This is a genomic window from Streptacidiphilus alkalitolerans, assembly GCF_042511045.1.
Classification (GTDB): Bacteria; Actinomycetota; Actinomycetes; order Streptomycetales; family Streptomycetaceae; genus Streptacidiphilus; species Streptacidiphilus alkalitolerans.
The window spans coordinates 14,940-30,598 of the sequence record NZ_JBHEZX010000005.1; the positions used below are offsets into that span (position 1 = coordinate 14,940).

The 15,659-nt window shown below is 72.4% G+C and carries 15 protein-coding genes and 1 riboswitch; of the genes, 9 read left to right on the forward strand and 6 right to left on the reverse strand.

Going from position 1 to position 15,659, the window contains the following annotated elements; translation table 11 throughout:
* Window positions 1-46 precede the first annotated feature (46 nt).
* The 4 genes from trmB (at window position 47) to ACEZDG_RS12225 (ending at window position 4,772) form a co-directional block, all read left to right on the forward strand.
* The gene (gene trmB, locus ACEZDG_RS12210) at window positions 47-805 is read left to right on the forward strand and encodes a tRNA (guanosine(46)-N7)-methyltransferase TrmB (protein WP_380508497.1); all 759 of its coding nucleotides are present in this window, start codon (window positions 47-49) and stop codon (window positions 803-805) included.
* A 68-nt stretch (window positions 806-873) separates the two neighbouring features.
* Complete coding sequence (locus ACEZDG_RS12215) at window positions 874-2,640, forward strand: PrsW family intramembrane metalloprotease (protein WP_380506978.1); 1,767 nt, start codon at window positions 874-876, stop codon at window positions 2,638-2,640.
* 130 nt (window positions 2,641-2,770) lie between these two features.
* Entirely contained in the window at window positions 2,771-4,435 is a 1,665-nt protein-coding gene (locus ACEZDG_RS12220; RefSeq protein WP_380506981.1) for a hypothetical protein, read from the forward strand.
* Between the two features lie 34 nt (window positions 4,436-4,469).
* Window positions 4,470-4,772 (forward strand): hypothetical protein, encoded by a 303-nt coding sequence (locus ACEZDG_RS12225; protein WP_380506984.1) that lies wholly within the window; start codon window positions 4,470-4,472, stop codon window positions 4,770-4,772.
* A gap of 101 nt (window positions 4,773-4,873) precedes the next feature.
* Here the strand turns inward: ACEZDG_RS12225 and ACEZDG_RS12230 are convergent, their stop codons facing one another.
* From ACEZDG_RS12230 to ACEZDG_RS12245, 4 genes are all read right to left on the reverse strand, one after another.
* Complete coding sequence (locus ACEZDG_RS12230; RefSeq protein WP_380506986.1) at window positions 4,874-5,737, reverse strand: M23 family metallopeptidase; 864 nt, start codon at window positions 5,735-5,737, stop codon at window positions 4,874-4,876.
* A gap of 12 nt (window positions 5,738-5,749) precedes the next feature.
* Window positions 5,750-5,886: riboswitch (cyclic di-AMP (ydaO/yuaA leader) on the reverse strand.
* A gap of 104 nt (window positions 5,887-5,990) precedes the next feature.
* The gene (locus ACEZDG_RS12235) at window positions 5,991-6,587 is read right to left on the reverse strand and encodes a thioredoxin family protein (protein ID WP_380506989.1); all 597 of its coding nucleotides are present in this window, start codon (window positions 6,585-6,587) and stop codon (window positions 5,991-5,993) included.
* A 134-nt stretch (window positions 6,588-6,721) separates the two neighbouring features.
* Window positions 6,722-7,651 (reverse strand): undecaprenyl-diphosphate phosphatase, encoded by a 930-nt coding sequence (locus tag ACEZDG_RS12240; RefSeq protein ID WP_380506992.1) that lies wholly within the window; start codon window positions 7,649-7,651, stop codon window positions 6,722-6,724.
* 166 nt (window positions 7,652-7,817) lie between these two features.
* Entirely contained in the window at window positions 7,818-9,104 is a 1,287-nt protein-coding gene (locus ACEZDG_RS12245; RefSeq protein ID WP_380506995.1) for an MFS transporter, read from the reverse strand.
* Between the two features lie 100 nt (window positions 9,105-9,204).
* Here ACEZDG_RS12245 and ACEZDG_RS12250 point away from each other — a divergent pair, with 100 nt between their 5' ends.
* The gene (locus ACEZDG_RS12250; RefSeq protein ID WP_380506998.1) at window positions 9,205-9,741 is read left to right on the forward strand and encodes a MarR family winged helix-turn-helix transcriptional regulator; all 537 of its coding nucleotides are present in this window, start codon (window positions 9,205-9,207) and stop codon (window positions 9,739-9,741) included.
* 84 nt (window positions 9,742-9,825) lie between these two features.
* Here ACEZDG_RS12250 and ACEZDG_RS12255 read toward each other — a convergent pair whose 3' ends face one another.
* Complete coding sequence (locus tag ACEZDG_RS12255) at window positions 9,826-10,782, reverse strand: ABC transporter substrate-binding protein (protein ID WP_380507001.1); 957 nt, start codon at window positions 10,780-10,782, stop codon at window positions 9,826-9,828.
* Between the two features lie 375 nt (window positions 10,783-11,157).
* Between ACEZDG_RS12255 and ACEZDG_RS12260 the strand changes: the two genes are divergently transcribed.
* Both ACEZDG_RS12260 and ACEZDG_RS12265 read left to right on the forward strand, forming a co-directional pair.
* Complete coding sequence (locus ACEZDG_RS12260; protein ID WP_380507004.1) at window positions 11,158-13,686, forward strand: HAMP domain-containing sensor histidine kinase; 2,529 nt, start codon at window positions 11,158-11,160, stop codon at window positions 13,684-13,686.
* The gene (locus ACEZDG_RS12265; protein ID WP_380507007.1) at window positions 13,683-14,177 is read left to right on the forward strand and encodes a roadblock/LC7 domain-containing protein; all 495 of its coding nucleotides are present in this window, start codon (window positions 13,683-13,685) and stop codon (window positions 14,175-14,177) included. Before ACEZDG_RS12260 ends, ACEZDG_RS12265 begins: the two co-directional genes overlap by 4 nt.
* Before the next feature lie 35 nt (window positions 14,178-14,212).
* Here the strand turns inward: ACEZDG_RS12265 and ACEZDG_RS12270 are convergent, their stop codons facing one another.
* Window positions 14,213-14,473, reverse strand: a complete 261-nt coding sequence (locus tag ACEZDG_RS12270; protein WP_380508563.1) for a hypothetical protein — start codon at window positions 14,471-14,473, stop codon at window positions 14,213-14,215.
* Between ACEZDG_RS12270 and ACEZDG_RS12275 the strand changes: the two genes are divergently transcribed.
* Together ACEZDG_RS12275 and ACEZDG_RS12280 are read left to right on the forward strand one after the other, a co-directional pair.
* Window positions 14,454-14,876: a DUF742 domain-containing protein gene (locus ACEZDG_RS12275; RefSeq protein WP_380508500.1), complete on the forward strand. Its 423-nt coding sequence runs from the start codon at window positions 14,454-14,456 to the stop codon at window positions 14,874-14,876. The two genes, ACEZDG_RS12270 and ACEZDG_RS12275, sit on opposite strands and share 20 nt — an antisense overlap.
* Window positions 14,877-15,059: 183 nt before the next feature.
* Window positions 15,060-15,626 (forward strand): GTP-binding protein, encoded by a 567-nt coding sequence (locus tag ACEZDG_RS12280; RefSeq protein ID WP_380507010.1) that lies wholly within the window; start codon window positions 15,060-15,062, stop codon window positions 15,624-15,626.
* The last annotated feature ends 33 nt before the right edge of the window (window positions 15,627-15,659 follow it).

The window sequence follows — 15,659 nt, forward strand, 5'->3', positions numbered from 1 at the left end:
CTGCCGGTACCCGGGAGGGTGTTTCGGGGGTCGTTAGACTGGGGGCATTGTGACCAGCCATCTCGTGCCTCCCGCTGCCCCGCGCACCCCCGCCCCCGTCGGAGACGACCTGCACCGGGAACAGCGGGTGCGGAGCTTCCACCCACGCAAGGGCCGGATGAGCGACGCCCAGCGCGCAGCGTTGTCGCGGCTGTGGTCGGCGTACGGCATACGCGTCGACGGCAAGCAGCTGCTCGACCTCGACACCTTCTTCGGCGACCCCGCCGCCCCCCTCCCCGTCATCCTCGAGATCGGCTTCGGGATGGGTGACGCCACCGCGACGATGGCCGCCGCCGACCCGTCCACCGGGATCCTCGCCGTGGACGTGCACACCCCCGGCCACGGCAACCTGCTGCGCCGGATCGAGTCGGACGGCCTGGCCAACGTCCGTCTCGCCGAGGGCGACGCAGTCGTCCTGCTGCGGGACCAGCTGGCCCCGGCCTCGCTGGCCGGCCTGCGGATCTACTTCCCCGACCCGTGGCCGAAGGCCCGGCACCACAAGCGCCGGCTGATCCAGCCGGAGTTCCTGGCGCTCGCGCTGTCCCGGCTGCGCCCCGGCGCGACGGTCCACTGCGCGACCGACTGGGAGCCCTACGCCGAGCAGATGCTCGAGGTCCTGAGCGCCTCGCCGGAGCTGGAGAACCTGCACCCGGACCAGGACGGCGGCTACGCCCCGCGCCCGGACTGGCGTCCGGTGACCAAGTTCGAACGGCAGGGCATCGACAAGGGACACGTCGTGCACGACCTCCTGTTCCGCCGCCGCTGAGAATCCTCGGACGACCCCGCTGCTCAAACCGCTTACAAGCGGCTCGGAGCCCCCGCTATGGTCGTACGGTGAGCAGCCCGCAGCCCGACCCGGCCAATGCCTCGGCCAATGTCCCGGCCGACGACCCGGCCGTCCTCGACCGCACCCGCACGGAGACAGCGGGCGTGGAGGACATGGCCGACCTGCCCGTGCCCCGGGCCGAGGAGGAGGGGCCGCAGTTCCAGCTGCCCCGGCGGCTCCGCTACAAGCCGCGCCGCAATCCGCTGGAGAGCAAGGTCCTGCGGCTGACCGCCCTGATCGTGCTGCTCGCGCTGTGCGGGGTGGCGATCCTGGCGCTGGTGCAGCGGCAGACCGGGACCTCGGGGCTGCTGATCGGGATCTCGCTCGCGGTGCTGCCGGTGCCGCTGGTGCTGGGGGCGTTCTACTGGCTGGACCGGATCGAGCCCAAGCCGCTGCGCAACCTGCTGTTCTGCTTCGCCTGGGGCGCCTTCGCCGCCACGCTGGTGGCGCTGCTGGCCAACACCTGGGCGACCTCGCTGCTGATCGAGCACCAGATCGGCAGCGGCGAGACCGTCGGCGCCAGCGTGGTCGCCCCGCTGATCGAGGAGTCCGCGAAGGGCTCCGCGATCCTCCTCCTCTTCCTGTTCCGCCGCCGCGACTTCAGCGGCATCGTCGACGGCATGGTCTACGCGGGCTTCACCGCGACCGGCTTCGCCTTCACCGAGAACATCCTGTACATCGGCCGCTCGGTGACCGAGGGCGAGCGCGACGGCCACGGCTTCGCGCTGACCGTGGTGACCTTCATCCTGCGCGAGGTGATGTCGCCCTTCGCGCACCCGCTGTTCACCGGGATGACCGGGGTGGGCTTCGGCGTCGCGGCGATGACCCGCAGGCGCTGGCTGATGGTGCTGGCGCCGATCGGCGGCTGGGTCTGCGCCATGTTCATGCACGGCACCTGGAACGGCTCCTCCGCGCTGGGCGGGCTCGGCTTCCTCGGTGTGTACTTCCTCTTCATGGTGCCGGTGTTCGGCCTGATGGTCTGGCTGGTGGTGTGGTCCCGGCGGAGCGAGCTGCTGGTGGTGGAGCGCCAGCTGCCGGTGTACGTGGCGGCGGGCTGGCTCGCGCCGCAGGTGCCGCTGGTGCTGTCGACGGTGCGGACCCGGCGGCAGTCCAAGGAGCTGGCCCGGTTCGTGCAGGGCAAGGACGGGGCCCGCACCATGGGCGAGTACCTGAGCTTCGCCACCTCGCTGGCGTTCCTGCGGCAGCGGGCCGAGCGCGGGCTGGCCGGGGCGGACTTCACCGAGCGCGAGCAGGAGCTGCTGCACCACCTGTGGGAGCGGCGCGAGCGGGTCGCCGAGGTGTTCGTCCGGGTCGGCGCGCAGGAGTGGTACCGCAAGCACCCGCAGCCGCGGCGGCCGTACGGCTACGGCTACCCACAGGGCCCGCGCCCGGGCTACGGCCCCGGCAGGTACCCGGCCGCACCGGGCCCGTACGGCCAGGCCCCCGGCCCGTACCCGCAGCCGGGCCCGTACGCCCAGCCCGGGGCGTACGCGCAGCCCGCGCCGTACGCCCAGCCGGGCCCGTACGCGCGTCCCACCGGCTACCGGACCACCGGCTACCCCGCGCCGCAGCCGCAGGCCCCCGCGCCGTACCTGCCGGCCCAGCCGCAGCCGGGGTTCCGCCCGCCGGCCTACCCGGGCCCGCAGCCGCTGCAGCCGCTGCCGCAGCAGTACCGCCCCGCCCAGCCGCAGCCCCAGCAGCCCCTCCCGCAGCAACCGCAACACCCGGAACCCGCCGACACCACCGCGCGGACCGGGTCGGACGGCGCAGAATAACGGCGCGCACCACCCCTGCTCACGCCTCCAGCTGATCGCACCGGAACCATCGGAGGTCCTCTCCACGTTGTCCCTCTTAACACCCGCACGCAACGTGCAGTGACGCCGAGACGCGTCAGGAGGCCAGCGGATGACAGACGGCATCTATCGCATGGCCGTGGCCAGTGGACACAGCCACCGGGACACGGTCACCCTCGCGGGGCAGCAGGTCAGACACTGGCTGAAGGCGCAGCACTACGACGACCCGGGCGCCGAGGACGGTCGGCACCGGGTCGGTCCGCAGGCCGTGCTCGACTGCGCCCTCAAGGAGCGGATCCGCGGCGCGACCGGCGCCAAGGAGTCGGTCGCGCGCTGGCGACTACGCGAGTTCACGCCCCAGGGAATCTGGCAGACCTCACTGACCGTAAGCACCCCGCCGACCGGCGCCACCTGGATCAGACTCGACGCCGAGCAACTGCCGGTCCGCGGCTCCTCGGCGACCAAGGCCCCGGTGCCGACCCTGGCCAGGGGCCTGCTGGACGTGCTCTCCGCCACCGAGGGCGAGCATCCGGGCGCGGCCAGGCTGCACGGCCTGCCCACGGTGATCGAACGCGGTGACGTGGACGAGGTGCTGGACGAGCTCTGCGACCCGGACCGGCGGATGCCGATCGTGGTCGCCAGCACCCCGCCCCGCACCGACTTCGACGACTGGCTCGCCGAGACCGTCGACCCGCTGCTGCGCGGCTGCGCCGGGCTGGCCGTCCTGTACGCGCTGGCGCCCGGCGCCGAGCGCGACTTCAACCGGGCCCTGGAGCACCACCGGGTGTACGGCGGCGCGGTCCGCACCTACCTGCCCGGCCTTGACCCGGCCTGGGCCCCGGAGGCCCAGCGGCACCGGGTGATGGGCCGGCACACCCTGGACGCCGACCTGCGCCGCGCCAGCGGCCTGCTGGCCTGGCTGCCGCGCCGGCTCGCGGTGCAGTCCCCGCTGCCGGACGCGCTGGCCGGGCTGCCGCCGCTGCGCGCGGGCGGCCGGACCAGCGGGCCGATCGAGAGCAGCCCCGAGATCGACGGCGTCCAGCCGGGGTCGCTGCTGGTGGACCACCACGAGGAGGAGGTCCACGAGGAGCGCGCCCGCGCCGAGGAGCTGCAGGAGGTACGCCGCTGGCTGCGGGCCGCGGAGGAGCGCGAGTCCCAGCTCGCGGCCGAGTACGACGAGCAGTACAGCGAGCTGCGCGAGGCCAGGACCCAGGTCCGCTCGCTGCGCGGACGCCTGGCCGAGGCCGACGGCGACGCCGCGCCGCGGACGCTGCCGGACAGCCTGCGGGTCGACCCGGTCTCCTTCGCCGAACTGGTCGAGCGGCTGGACGAGTTCCCGCTGCTGGCCTTCACCGGCGACCACCGCCTCGCCAAGGAGCTGGACGACCAGACCGACCACCCCACCTGGGTAAGGATGGCCTGGGACGCCCTGCTGGCGCTGCAGGACTACGCCGAGGCCGCGGTGCACGGCGAGTCGGGCGGCGACTTCCGCAGATGGTGCGAGAACACCCCCGCCGACTGCCATGTCTTCCCGCCCCGCAAGGTGATCCGCGACGAGTCCCGGACGGTGCGCACCAACGGCAAGTGGAAGGGCGAGCGCGAGCTGCCGGTCCCGGTCGAGGTGAACCCGGCCGGCAAGGTCTTCATGGGCGCCCACCTGCGGATAGGGGGCGGCGGCACCGCGCCGCGGCTGCACTACCACGACGACTGCTCGGGAACCGGGCGGATCTACATCGGCTACATCGGCCTGCACCTGCACAACACCAGAACCAACTGAGACCCAGTACCGACTGAGACAAGGACACACTTCCATGGCACGGATCCCCTCCTCCCTGGTCGCGGCCGGCGGCCTGGTCGGCGGCTTCGGCATCGCCCGGGCGACGAAGCGGCGCGAACTCGGCGGCCTCGCCCTGCTCGGGGCGGGCGCGGTGGCGGCGACCCAGTGGAAGCGGGCCGCGGGACCGGCCACAGCGGTCGCGCTGACCGGCCTGTACGCGGCGGCGTTCGCGGGCTCGCACCCGCTGGCGAAGAAGCTGGGCGCCTGGCCCTCGGTGGCCGTGGTGTCCTCCGGGGTGGCGCTGGCCTCCTGGGCGGCGGTCGACCGCCGGGGCTGAGCCCGGACATACCGAAGGTCCCGCTGTCGGGGGGGTGTCAGCGGGACCCTCGGTGTTCAGGGGGGCGGCCGACCCTCAGTCGGCCCAATCGCGAACCGGCCTCAGAGGGCGAGGCCGTGCCCGGCCAGCCAGGTCGAGGGGTCGACCGGCTCGCCGCCGGTCGGCCGCACCTCCAGGTGCAGGTGCGGAGCGGTGACGTTGCTGCCGGTCGCGCCGACCCGGCCGATCGGCTGACCCGCCGTCACCGCGCCCGCGCCCGCGCCGATCGCGGAGAGGTGGCAGTACCAGAGCTCGGTGCCGTCGGCCAGGGTCTGCACCACCCGGTAGCCGTACGCGCCGGCCCAACCCGCCGAGGTGATGCTGCCGTCGCCGATCGCCACCACCGGGGTGCCGGTGGGGGCGGCGAAGTCCTGACCGGTGTGCAGATGCGCCCAGAAGGAGTCGGACTGGCCGAAGCCCGCCCCGGGGACCGAACCGGCGACGGGGGCCACCAGGGTGCCGAGCCGCGGCCCGACCGCCTGCGCTGCCGCCGCCGCTTCGGCGTGGGCCCGCTCGGCCTGCGCCTGCTGCGCCCACAACTGCTCCTGAGCCGCCCGGGTCCGGGCCGCCTGGTCGGCCGCCGCACGGGCCTGGTCCTCCGCCGCGATCTGCTGCGCCCTGGCGTGCTTGGCCGCCGCCAGCTGCGCCGCCTGGCGCCGCGCGGCGTCCTCGGCGGTGGCCCGCTGCTGGACCGCCTGGGTCTGGATCCGCTCGGTGAGCGCGAGACCGGGGTCGGTCGCGGGTGCCGCGACGGACTCGTCCTGGTCGTGCTCCTGGGCCAGCAGCAGGGTGCCGCCCCTCGCGGAGCTGTCCACCGCCTGTGCGGGCACCGCGGCGAAGCCGGTGGCTCCGACGGCGGCCATGGCCGCGAACCCGAGGACGGCCGTGGACTGTACGGGTGCCCAAGTGGGCTGGTGCGACGCCACGTTCGGCGTACTCCTTTCCTTCCCTCTCGCCGACCGGGTTAGCTGACGGGTTCGGAGAGGAAGGTCCCCTACAGCCAGACCTCGGCTGATTCACCCCAGAGTTACGTGGTTCCCCGGTTCCCAGAAACAGGATTAGGCGATCGCAGTGCGACGCCGTCCGTCGAACGGCTGAACTTCGCCCCGCGTTATAGAAAGGTAATCCTAGTGACGGTTGAATCCAAGAGATTCCGGGGGTGCAGTTGGGGACGGAGCGTCAGTTCCCGGGGTACAGCCAGTCCACCAGCAGGTTCGCCACCTGGTCGGAGCTGAGGCTCCTGGCGTCGGCGAACTGCTCGGCGCCCGCCGGACGGCTCGGGGTGCCGTCCGCGCCGAGCAGCACCAGCGCCGGGATGCCGCTGCCGGGCAGGCTCACATAGCGGCCGGCCAGGTCCATGTTGCGGTCGTAGTGCCCGACGTCGATCGTCACCGTGTGGTAGTTGCGGGCCAGGATCAGGTGCACGCCGGGGTTCCGCACCAGGGCGGTCAGCGCCTGGCAGTCCTGGCACCAGGCCGAGCCGAAGTCCAGCAGCACCGGCCGCCCGTCGGCGTGCGAGGCGGCCTGGGCGGCGGCGATGTCCGCCGCGGCGTCGGCGCCGGGGTCGTAGCCGTCGGGGACGGCGGCCGGGGTGACCGCCGGCAGCGGCAGGAAGGGCCGGGCCAGGCCGAGGGAGTCGTTGGAGACCGATCCGGACCGGCCCGAGGACTGCCCGCGCACGGCCGTGCCGCGGACCTCGACGCAGCCGCTGAGCAGGAGCAGCAGCGTCAGGGCGACCGCCGCGGACAGTGCGGCCGTTGGCCCTCGACCGGTCATCAGCCGCGCCTCTTCTCGCCCGGGTACGTTCAGAACGTTCAGACGATCATTCGAGCAGAGGAACCGCCCAGCTCCCGGTACACGCGCCGCTCGACCACCCGTACGAGGGACACCGGCGGCGCTGCGCGCGGCGTTCAGGCCAGGGTCAGGTACGCCAGGCTGCCGAGGCCGCCGACGAAGCAGTAGATCGCGAACGGGGTCAGCGTCCTGGTCTCGAAGTACTTGGTCAGGAAGCGCACCGCGATGTACCCGGCCACGAACGCGGCCACCGCCCCGGCCAGCACCTGGCCGCGGATGCCGTCGCCCTCGTGCCCCATCAGCGAGGGCACCTTGAGCAGGGCCGCCGCGCCGATCACCGGGGTGGCCAGCAGGAAGGCGAAGCGGGCCGAGTCCTCGTGCCGCATGCCCTTGAAGATCCCGGTGCTGATGGTCACTCCGGAGCGGCTGATGCCGGGCAGCAGGGCCAGGATCTGGGCCGCGCCGATGACCAGGGCCTGCCCCCAGCGGAGCTTGGTGATCCGGCGGTCGGACAGCACGTCCGGGTGCACCTCCTCGTCACCGGCGAGCGGGACGACCGGGTCGTCCCCGGCCCGGCGCCGCCCGGTGCCGCCGCGGCGCAGCCGCTCGGCCACGTAGAGCACCACACCGTTGAGGGTGAGGAAGATCGCGGCCGGGATCGGCTTGCCCAGGGACTCCCGGAACACCTTGTCCAGCGCGAGGCCGGCGATGCCGACCGGGATGGTCGCCACGATCAGCAGCCAGGCCAGCTTCTCCTCCACGGTCTCGATCCGCCGGTGCCGGATCGAGCTGAACAGGCCGGATATCACCCGGACCCAGTCCCGCCAGAAGTAGACGACCAGCGCCAGCGCGGTGGCCAGGTGCAGCCCGATCAGCACGTTCAGGTACGGGGAGTCGGCGGCGGAGACGTTGAGGTCCGCCTTCCAGTGCCCGCCGAGCAGGGCCGGCACCAGGATGCTGTGGCCGAGGCTGGAGACCGGGAACAGTTCGGTGACGCCCTGGAGCAGACCGACGCCGATCGCTTCTGGGTAGGTGAGGACGGACATCTGCGGCCTTCGGCAGGGGGATCGAATCGCTGGGCAGTCAGAAAGTACTACAGCGTTGTAGTCCCTCAACCCCCGTGCGGCTCTTGTTCACCACCCAGCCGCCCGCTGTTCACCGGCAGGCCGGTCGGGCCGGGGCGCCGGGAACCGGGCCGCCGGCCCGGGCCGGTCAGGCCGCGAGCCGGGGCTCCAGCGTGTCCGCGGGCCTGGAACCGGCCACCACCCGCTGCCGCCGCACCGCGTTGTCCTGCGGGCCGGTCAGCTGCTTCCGCAGCCGCAGCGCCAGCACCACGATCAGCACCGTCGAGCCGGCCATCACCAGCAGGTACGCGGGCGAGAGCCCGGCCCCGACCAGCAGCACGCCGGCCGCCGGGCCCATCGCCACGGCGACCTGCTTCACCAGCGAGAACGCCGCGTTGTAGCTGCCCAGCAGCTGCGCCGGGGCCAGGTCGGCGATGATCGGGCCGAGGGTCGGCGCGAGCAGCGCCTCGCCGACGCCGAACAGCATGTAGACGGAGAGCATCGCCGCGGTCGCCACGGTCCCGTTGGAGACCAGGCCGGCCACGGCCGCCGCGGTCCAGGCGCCGAGCCAGACCAGCCCGGTGGCCGCGATCGCGGTGCTGCGGCGGCGGCGCGCGGTGATCCGCACGACGATCATCTGCAGCGCCACGATGGCCAGGGTGTTCACCCCGAGCGCCAGGCCGAGCACGGACGGCGAGGTGCCGACCACGTCGGTGGCGTAGGCGGCGACGCCGGACTCGAACTGGCCGTAGCAGGTGAAGAAGATCAGCCCGGCCAGCACGCAGATCCGGATCATGGCCTTGTCGGCGAGCAGGGTGCGGAAGTCCGAGCGCGGACCGCCCGCGGCCGGGGCAGCGGAGGCGGTCGCGTCGGTCGGCGCCGCCGGGATCCGGACGCTGCCGGTCACCGCCGCCAGTACCAGGAACATCAGCGCCTCGATGGTGAACAGCAGCGTCAGGCTGGTCGGACGGCTGACGTCGACGATCTGGCCGCCGATCATCGCCCCGATCCCCATCCCCAGGTTGACCAGGGTGAACTGCAGCGCGAAGGCATGCGCCCTGGTCGCCGCGGTGGAGCAGCGGACGATCATCGTGGCCAGGGCCGGCTGGACCACCGCGACGCCCGCGCCGAACAGGAAGGCGGACATCAGGATGTGGCCGGTGCCGGTGGCGTGCCCGAAGGCCAGCGCCCCGAGCGAGGCGGTCACCGCCCCGGCGACCAGCACCGGACGGGGCCCGTAGCGGTCGATCCCGCGCCCGGCCAGCGGCAGCGCGACCAGGGCGGCGAGGGCGAACAGGGTGAACACCAGCCAGGCGGTCATCGAGCCGAGCCCGCGCACCTCGTTCACGTACACGAACATGTAGGGGACGGTGAAGCCGCTGCCGAACGCGCTGAGTGCGTTGCCGATCTGAACCTGCCGAATTGTGCGCGCCATGCTGCACCGCCCCTCTACTGCCTCTGCCGTCTTCTGTTTCCTTTGAAAGAGTACACTACTAAAGTCTTCGGGGCGAAACGATTGTGAGACACTGAGGGGTATGAGTACCGAGCTGCAGATCGACGAACAGGTCGCGGCGTACCAGCGTGAGTTCCCCATGGTCGACCCGCAGGTCGAGACCATCGTCTCGACGCTGTCCCGGCTCGCCCGGCGGATGACCGTCGCCTACGGGCGGCAGCTCAACGAGCTGGGCATCAGCTCGGCCGACTGGGAGGTGCTCAAGGCCCTGATCGTGGCCGGCAGCCCCTACCGGCTCGGCCCCGGCGAGCTCGCCAGGCGGCTCGGCCTGACCCCGGCCGCGATGACCCACCGGGTGGACCGGATGGCGGCGGCGGAGCTGGTCACCCGCACCAGGGACGAGAGCAACCGGGTCCGGGTGAACATCGAGCTCACCCGGCTCGGCCGGGAGAAGTGGCTGGAGTCGATGCGGATGGCGGCGGTGTTCGAGGAGGACCTGCTGCGGGACGCCTCCACTGAGGAGCGCGCGGTGCTCGCCGGCCAGCTCGGACGGATGCTGCGCCGGGTCGAGGAGCACCAGCCGGACGCCCTGGGCCGCTGCGACGACCTGGACGCCTGAACCGGACATCAAAAAGGGCCGCCCACCGCATCGCGCGGTGGGCGGCCCTTCGTCGTGCTTCGGACCCGGACGGGTCCGGACGGGTCAGCCCAGGCCGACCGACTGCAGCCAGGCGGTGGCCGCCGCGGCCGGGTCGGTGCCGTTGCCGATCTTGGTGTCCAGGTCCAGCAGGGTCGGCGTGTCCAGCTTGGCCGAGACCGCGTTGAGCGCGTCGATGCCGGCCTGGGACAGGGCGCCCTTCTGGGCCACCGGGATCACGTTCTGGTAGCCGAAGAGGCCCTTGTCGTCCTGCAGGGTGATCCACTTCTTGGCGCTGATGGTGCTGTCGGTGGTGAAGATGTCGCCCACCTGGATGCTGTTCTTGCCCAGCGCGCCCTCGGTGAGCGGGCCGCCCGCGTCCAGCGCCTTGAAGCTCTTGAAGGTCAGGCCGTAGACGGACTTCAGCCCGACCAGGCCCTCCTTGCGGGTCTGGAACTCGGGGGCCGCACCGAGCACCAGGTCACCGGCGATCTTCGACAGGTCGGAGATCTTCGAGGACGCGGTCAGGTTGTACTTGGCCGCCGTCTCCGCGTTGACCGTCAGCGAGTCCTTGTCCTCGGCCGGGGACGGGTTGAGCAGGGTCAGGTTGCTGGCCAGCTTGGCGGACAGCTGGGTGTCGGTGTCGTCCGTGGAGGTCGGCACCGCGGCCTGGTCCAGGAACGCCAGCAGGGCGCCGTTGTACTCCGGCATCACCGTGATGGTGCCGTTCTTCAGCAGGCCGTAGCTGATCTCGCGGCTGCCGATCTGGTACTTGTAGCTGACCGTGACGCCCTTGGCCTTGAGGGCCCCGCCGTAGATGTCGGCGAGCAGGGTGCTCTCGGGGAAGTTGTTGCCGCCAATGACCACCGGGCCACCGGCCGTGGCCGAGGCCTTGGGGGCGGCGGCGAGGGGGTTGCTGCCGCTGGTCTTCGTGGAGGAAGAGCAGGCGGCCATCGAGACAGCCGCAGCAGAGGCGATGAGGGCGGCGGCTATGCGACGGCCGTTGGTACCGGTGGAGGTCATGTTCCATTCCGAAGGTGAGAAGGAGCGTGGTGCGGTGCGCGGGCTTGACGGCGTAGCTGGCAGAACTCAGGGGCGATCAAATCCGCTCGCCTCATGGCCAGTCAACCGGCATCCGACCGGTGGTCGGCTCCGGCTGCGGCCCCGCCCCTGGCCTGACCTGCGCCCTCAGCACGCGTAAGGCAGTGATACTGCGCCGCGAACTGCTCATCGGGGAAGCATATTGATGACTTCGTATCACAATGTTCACAACCCCCACTGACGATCTTGGCATGAGAGCCGGTAGTCTCCGCGAGGTCGGATTTTCGATACCGGCGTTCCGGTTCGAGCAGACGTACCGTCAGTCTTCAGGCTCCCGAGCCGATCGAGGAGATTCACTTGTCCTGGCAGGACGCGCGCCCGGCCACGCCGGACGCACCCTCGACCCCCCTCCCTCCCGAGTCGTCACGACCCGCCGGGGCGGCGCAGCCGCGCGGCTTCCGGGCCGGGTTCGGGCTGGCCATCGAACGGGTCCCGTTCCGGCAGAAGCTCAACCTGCTGGTGGTGATCCCGGTCGTGGTGATCGCCATCCTGTTCGCGGTGATCGTCAACAGCGAGATCCAGACGGCCGGCTCGGCCGGCAACCAGGCCGACCTGTTCCGCGCCAGCGAGCAGGTGGTGCAGCTGGTCGACGACGTCCAGGCCGAGCACCAGCAGGCGAACATCCTGGCCGCGCGCTTCGACCTGGCCGAGCTCAAGCGGGGCAGCAAGCGCCCGGACGCCGGCGCCTACAAGCAGGCGGTGGCGGTCACCCAGGCCCAGGCCGCCGCGGTCCGCCAGGCCTTCGGCTCCTCGCTGCCCGCCGCCGAGGCGGTCGCGCTGCAGCAGGTCGACGCGCTGGACCAGGTCCGCGGCCCGGTCGGCTCCGGCCAGATGGTCGCCAACATCATCGACAGCGGCTACGAGCTGGCCGCCGACAGCCTGGTCGACGGCCTCGGCCTGGACACCAGCCACAGCGGCGACCAACTGCTGAGCCAGCGTCTCGACGCGCTGCTGCGGGCCGACAGCACCCACTCCGCCTTCGAGAGCAGCCTGCTGTCCGCGCAGACCACCGGCAGCAACGCGATGATCGAGTTCATGGCCGCCGTGGGCTTCCAGGCCCAGTACACCGAGCAGAAGGCGCGCTTCAACCGGCTGGCCACCCCGGCCCAGGCCGAGGCGCTGAACGGGATCGACTACAACAGCAGCGAGAAGTTCCTGGACATGCAGTCCTCGCAGCTCCAGGTCGACCCCTCGCCGCTGACCGGCCCGGTCACCGCCGCCTCGCTGCAGGAGGCCCAGCGGGACGCGGTCGAGCCGACCTTCCAGCAGGTGGTCAAGGAGTCGGCGACCCGGCTGGCCATCACCCGCTCGCTGACCGAGCAGATCGCCAACACCGCTGACAGCACGTCGAGCACCGCCTGGTGGCGGGCCATCCTGCTGCTGCTGCTCGCCCTGCTGATCTCGGTGACCTGGGTGACCCTCTCGGTGCTGATCCGGCACTCGGTGGTCCGCCCGGTGCAGCGGCTCACCGCCGCCGCGCGCAAGGTCGCGAGCGTCTCCGAGGCCGAGCTCTCCCGGGTGGCCGACGACGACGCGGTGGACGAGAGCCCGGCCCGGCTGGAGGCGCTCCCGGTCGTCGCCAGGGACGAACTCGGCTCGCTGGCCGAGGCGTTCAACCTGGTCCAGGTCACCGCGGCCGGTCTGCTGGAACGCCAGGTCACCAGTCGCCGCAACATCGCCGAGATGTTCGGCAACATCGGCCGCCGGGTCAGCAACCTGACCTCCCGTCAACTCGCGCTGATCGACGCGGTGGAGCGCGGTGAGACCGACCCGGGGCTGCTGGAGCAGCTGTACCGGATCGACCACATCGCGGTCCGGATGCAGCGCAACGCCGACAGCCTGATGCTGCTGGCCGGCATCCGCGAGTCCGAGCTGGACGGCCGTCCGGCCGCGGTCACCCATGTGGTCCGGGCCGCCCTCGGCCAGATCGAGGGCTACCAGCGGGTGGCGCTGCGCACCCAGACCGACGCGACGGTGTCCCCCGACATCGTCGGCGACCTGGTGCTGATGCTGGCCGAACTGCTGGAGAACGCCGCCGCCTTCTCCCCCGCGCACAGCAATGTCGAGGTCACCGTGCGGTCGGCGGCGGGCGGCCAGGCCGCGATCGAGATCGTGGACCACGGCCTCGGCATGGGCTCGGAGCGGCTGGCCGAGGAGAACGCCCGGCTGGTCCGGCGCGAGCGGCTCGACCTGGTGCCGACCAAGGTGCTCGGCCTCTTCGTGGTCGGCACCCTGGCCCGGCGCTGGGGGATCACGGTCACCCTGGCCAGGACCCCCGGCGGCGGCGTGACCAGCCTGGTCACCGTCCCGGCGGAGCTGCTGGCGGCGGCACCGGCGGCCCCCGCCGCTCCGCTGGCCCCTCCGCCCCCGACCGCGCTGGCCACCCCGGCGCCCGCCGAGCCGGCCGGCTTCCCGGCGGCCCGGTCGGGACCGGCCCTGTCGGCCCCGGTCTCGGTCCCGCTGGCGCCCGCCACCGAGGGCGGCCTGCCCCGGCGCGCGGTCCGGCGGACGGCGGAGGAGCCGGTGCACACCCACGCACCCGAGCCGGCCCCCGCGGCAGCCGAGGCGAGCCGGCCCGAGGGCCTGCGCCGGCGGGTCCGCGGAGCGACGCTCAGCACGTCCGCGCCGAGCGCCGGAGCGGCGTCCGTGATCCCGTCCGCACCCCTGCCGGAGCAGGACGCCGAGCAGGTCCGCTCCTCGCTGGAGGAGTTCGAGGCAGCCGTGGCACTCGCCGAGCGCGAGGCCACGCTGAACCTCCACACCGTTGATGTCCGCACCACCGAGCACACCGCACCGCAGGAACTTCCGGAAGGAGTGGGACCGTGACCACGCCCACACATGGCGCAGGCTCCCCCTACGCAGGATCGTCGGATCCCGCGGCGCCGGCGGACCTCCGCAGCGCCGCCGCCGACTTCACCTGGCTGCTGAACCGATTCGCCACCGAGACGGCAGGGGTGGTGGACGCCATCGCGGTGTCCTCCGACGGCCTGCTGATCGCCGTGTCCCGGCTCCGGGACCCGGCCGACTCGGAGCGGCTGGCCGCGATCGTCTCCGGCATCACCAGCCTCGCCGCCGGGGCCTCGGGCAACTACGGCCTGGGCGCGCTCAACAAGGTCATCATCGACCTGGAGGGCGGCCACCTGCTGGTCTCCTCCATCGGCAACGGCTCGGTCCTGGGCGTGGTGGCCTCCAAGGAGGCCAAGCTCGGCAACGTCGCCTATGAGATGACCCTGTTCGCGAACCGGGCCGGGGCGGCGCTCAGCCCGCAGCTGATCATCGAGCTCAAGAACGGGGTCGGCGCACCGATCGGTGGCTGACCAGCAGTGACCAACATCCGCACGGGGGCACGGACCTAGGGGAGGACGACCATGGTGGGCAGCGCGACAACCACCGGCGGCGGGTACGACGCGCCCTCGCCCGGGGTCGTACGTCCCCTGCGCCCGTACGTCATGGCGGACGAGGAGCCGGAGCCGGCCCCGCGTCCGCAGCCGCCGGTCGCGCCGCCCCCCGCGCCGTCGCCACCGCCTCCCCCGCCACCTCCTCCGCCACCTCCTCCGCCGCAGCCGGAGCCCGCACCGGCGCCGGCGCCGGTGGTGGCCCCGGTGGAGGCCACCCGCAGCAGCCTCGCCGTACGCCCGTTCCTGCTCACCGCGGGCCGGGTGGCCGGTGCGGGCTTCGCCGCGGGCGGGGGCACCGGCGGGCCGCTGCCGCTGGAGACCCAGGTGGTCTCCACCTCCCAGGGCCTCTCCGCGCTGGAGCGGCTCACCTTCGAGCACCATGCCATCGTCGACGCCTGCCGCGTCCCGCAGTCACTGGCCGAGCTGGCCGCCAGGCTGCGACTGCACCTCAACGTGGTCCGGGTGATCGCCGACGACCTGCGCAGCGCGGGCCAGTTGACCGTCTACGTACCGCAGGCCAGCACCGCCCAGGACGTCTCCGTACTGCGAAGGGTTATCGATGGTCTCCGCGCCGTCCCCGACTCCCGAGGGCTCCCGCGTGACAACCGCCCTGCCTAGGGGGTGTCTGACGGATCTCCGCGGCGTCGCGGTGCCCGGCACGCACGCTCGCCGCGTTGCCGAACCGCCCTGGTAGCTCCGCTACAAGGGCGCTCCGCCGCCTTGCGACCGCACGCACCGGACCCCGCTCCTTCATCCGCGGATATCCGTCAGACACCCCCTAGCCCGATCGGTGGAAGCACCATGAGCACCGCGACCGCCCGCCCGCCGCTGCCCGTGAAGATGGTGATCGCGGGCGGCTTCGGGGTGGGAAAGACCACGACCGTCGCCGCGATCTCCGAGATCGAGCCGCTGACGACCGAGGCCAGCATCACCGAGGTCGCCGCAGGCGTGGACGACCTCACCCACACCCCGCACAAGACCACGACCACCGTGGCCATGGACTTCGGCTGCATCACCCTGGACCCCACGCTCAAGCTGTACCTCTTCGGCACGCCCGGGCAGGACCGCTTCGGCTTCATGTGGGACGACCTGGTGGAGGGCGCGCTCGGGGGCCTGGTCATCGTGGACACCCGGCGGCTGGACGACTGCTTCGCCGCCGTCGACTACTTCGAGAACAAGGGCCTGCCGTTCGCGGTCGGGGTGAACGTCTTCGACGGCAGCCTCGGCCACGACCTGGACGAGGTGCGCTGGGCACTGGACATCGGCGAGAACGTGCCGCTGGTGCTGTTCGACGCCCGCGAGCGCGGCTCGGTCAGGGACGCGCTGCTGGTGGTGCTGGAACTGGCACTGGCCCGCGCCGAGCGCTGACCCGTCGTCAACAACATTCGTCAGAAACGAAGG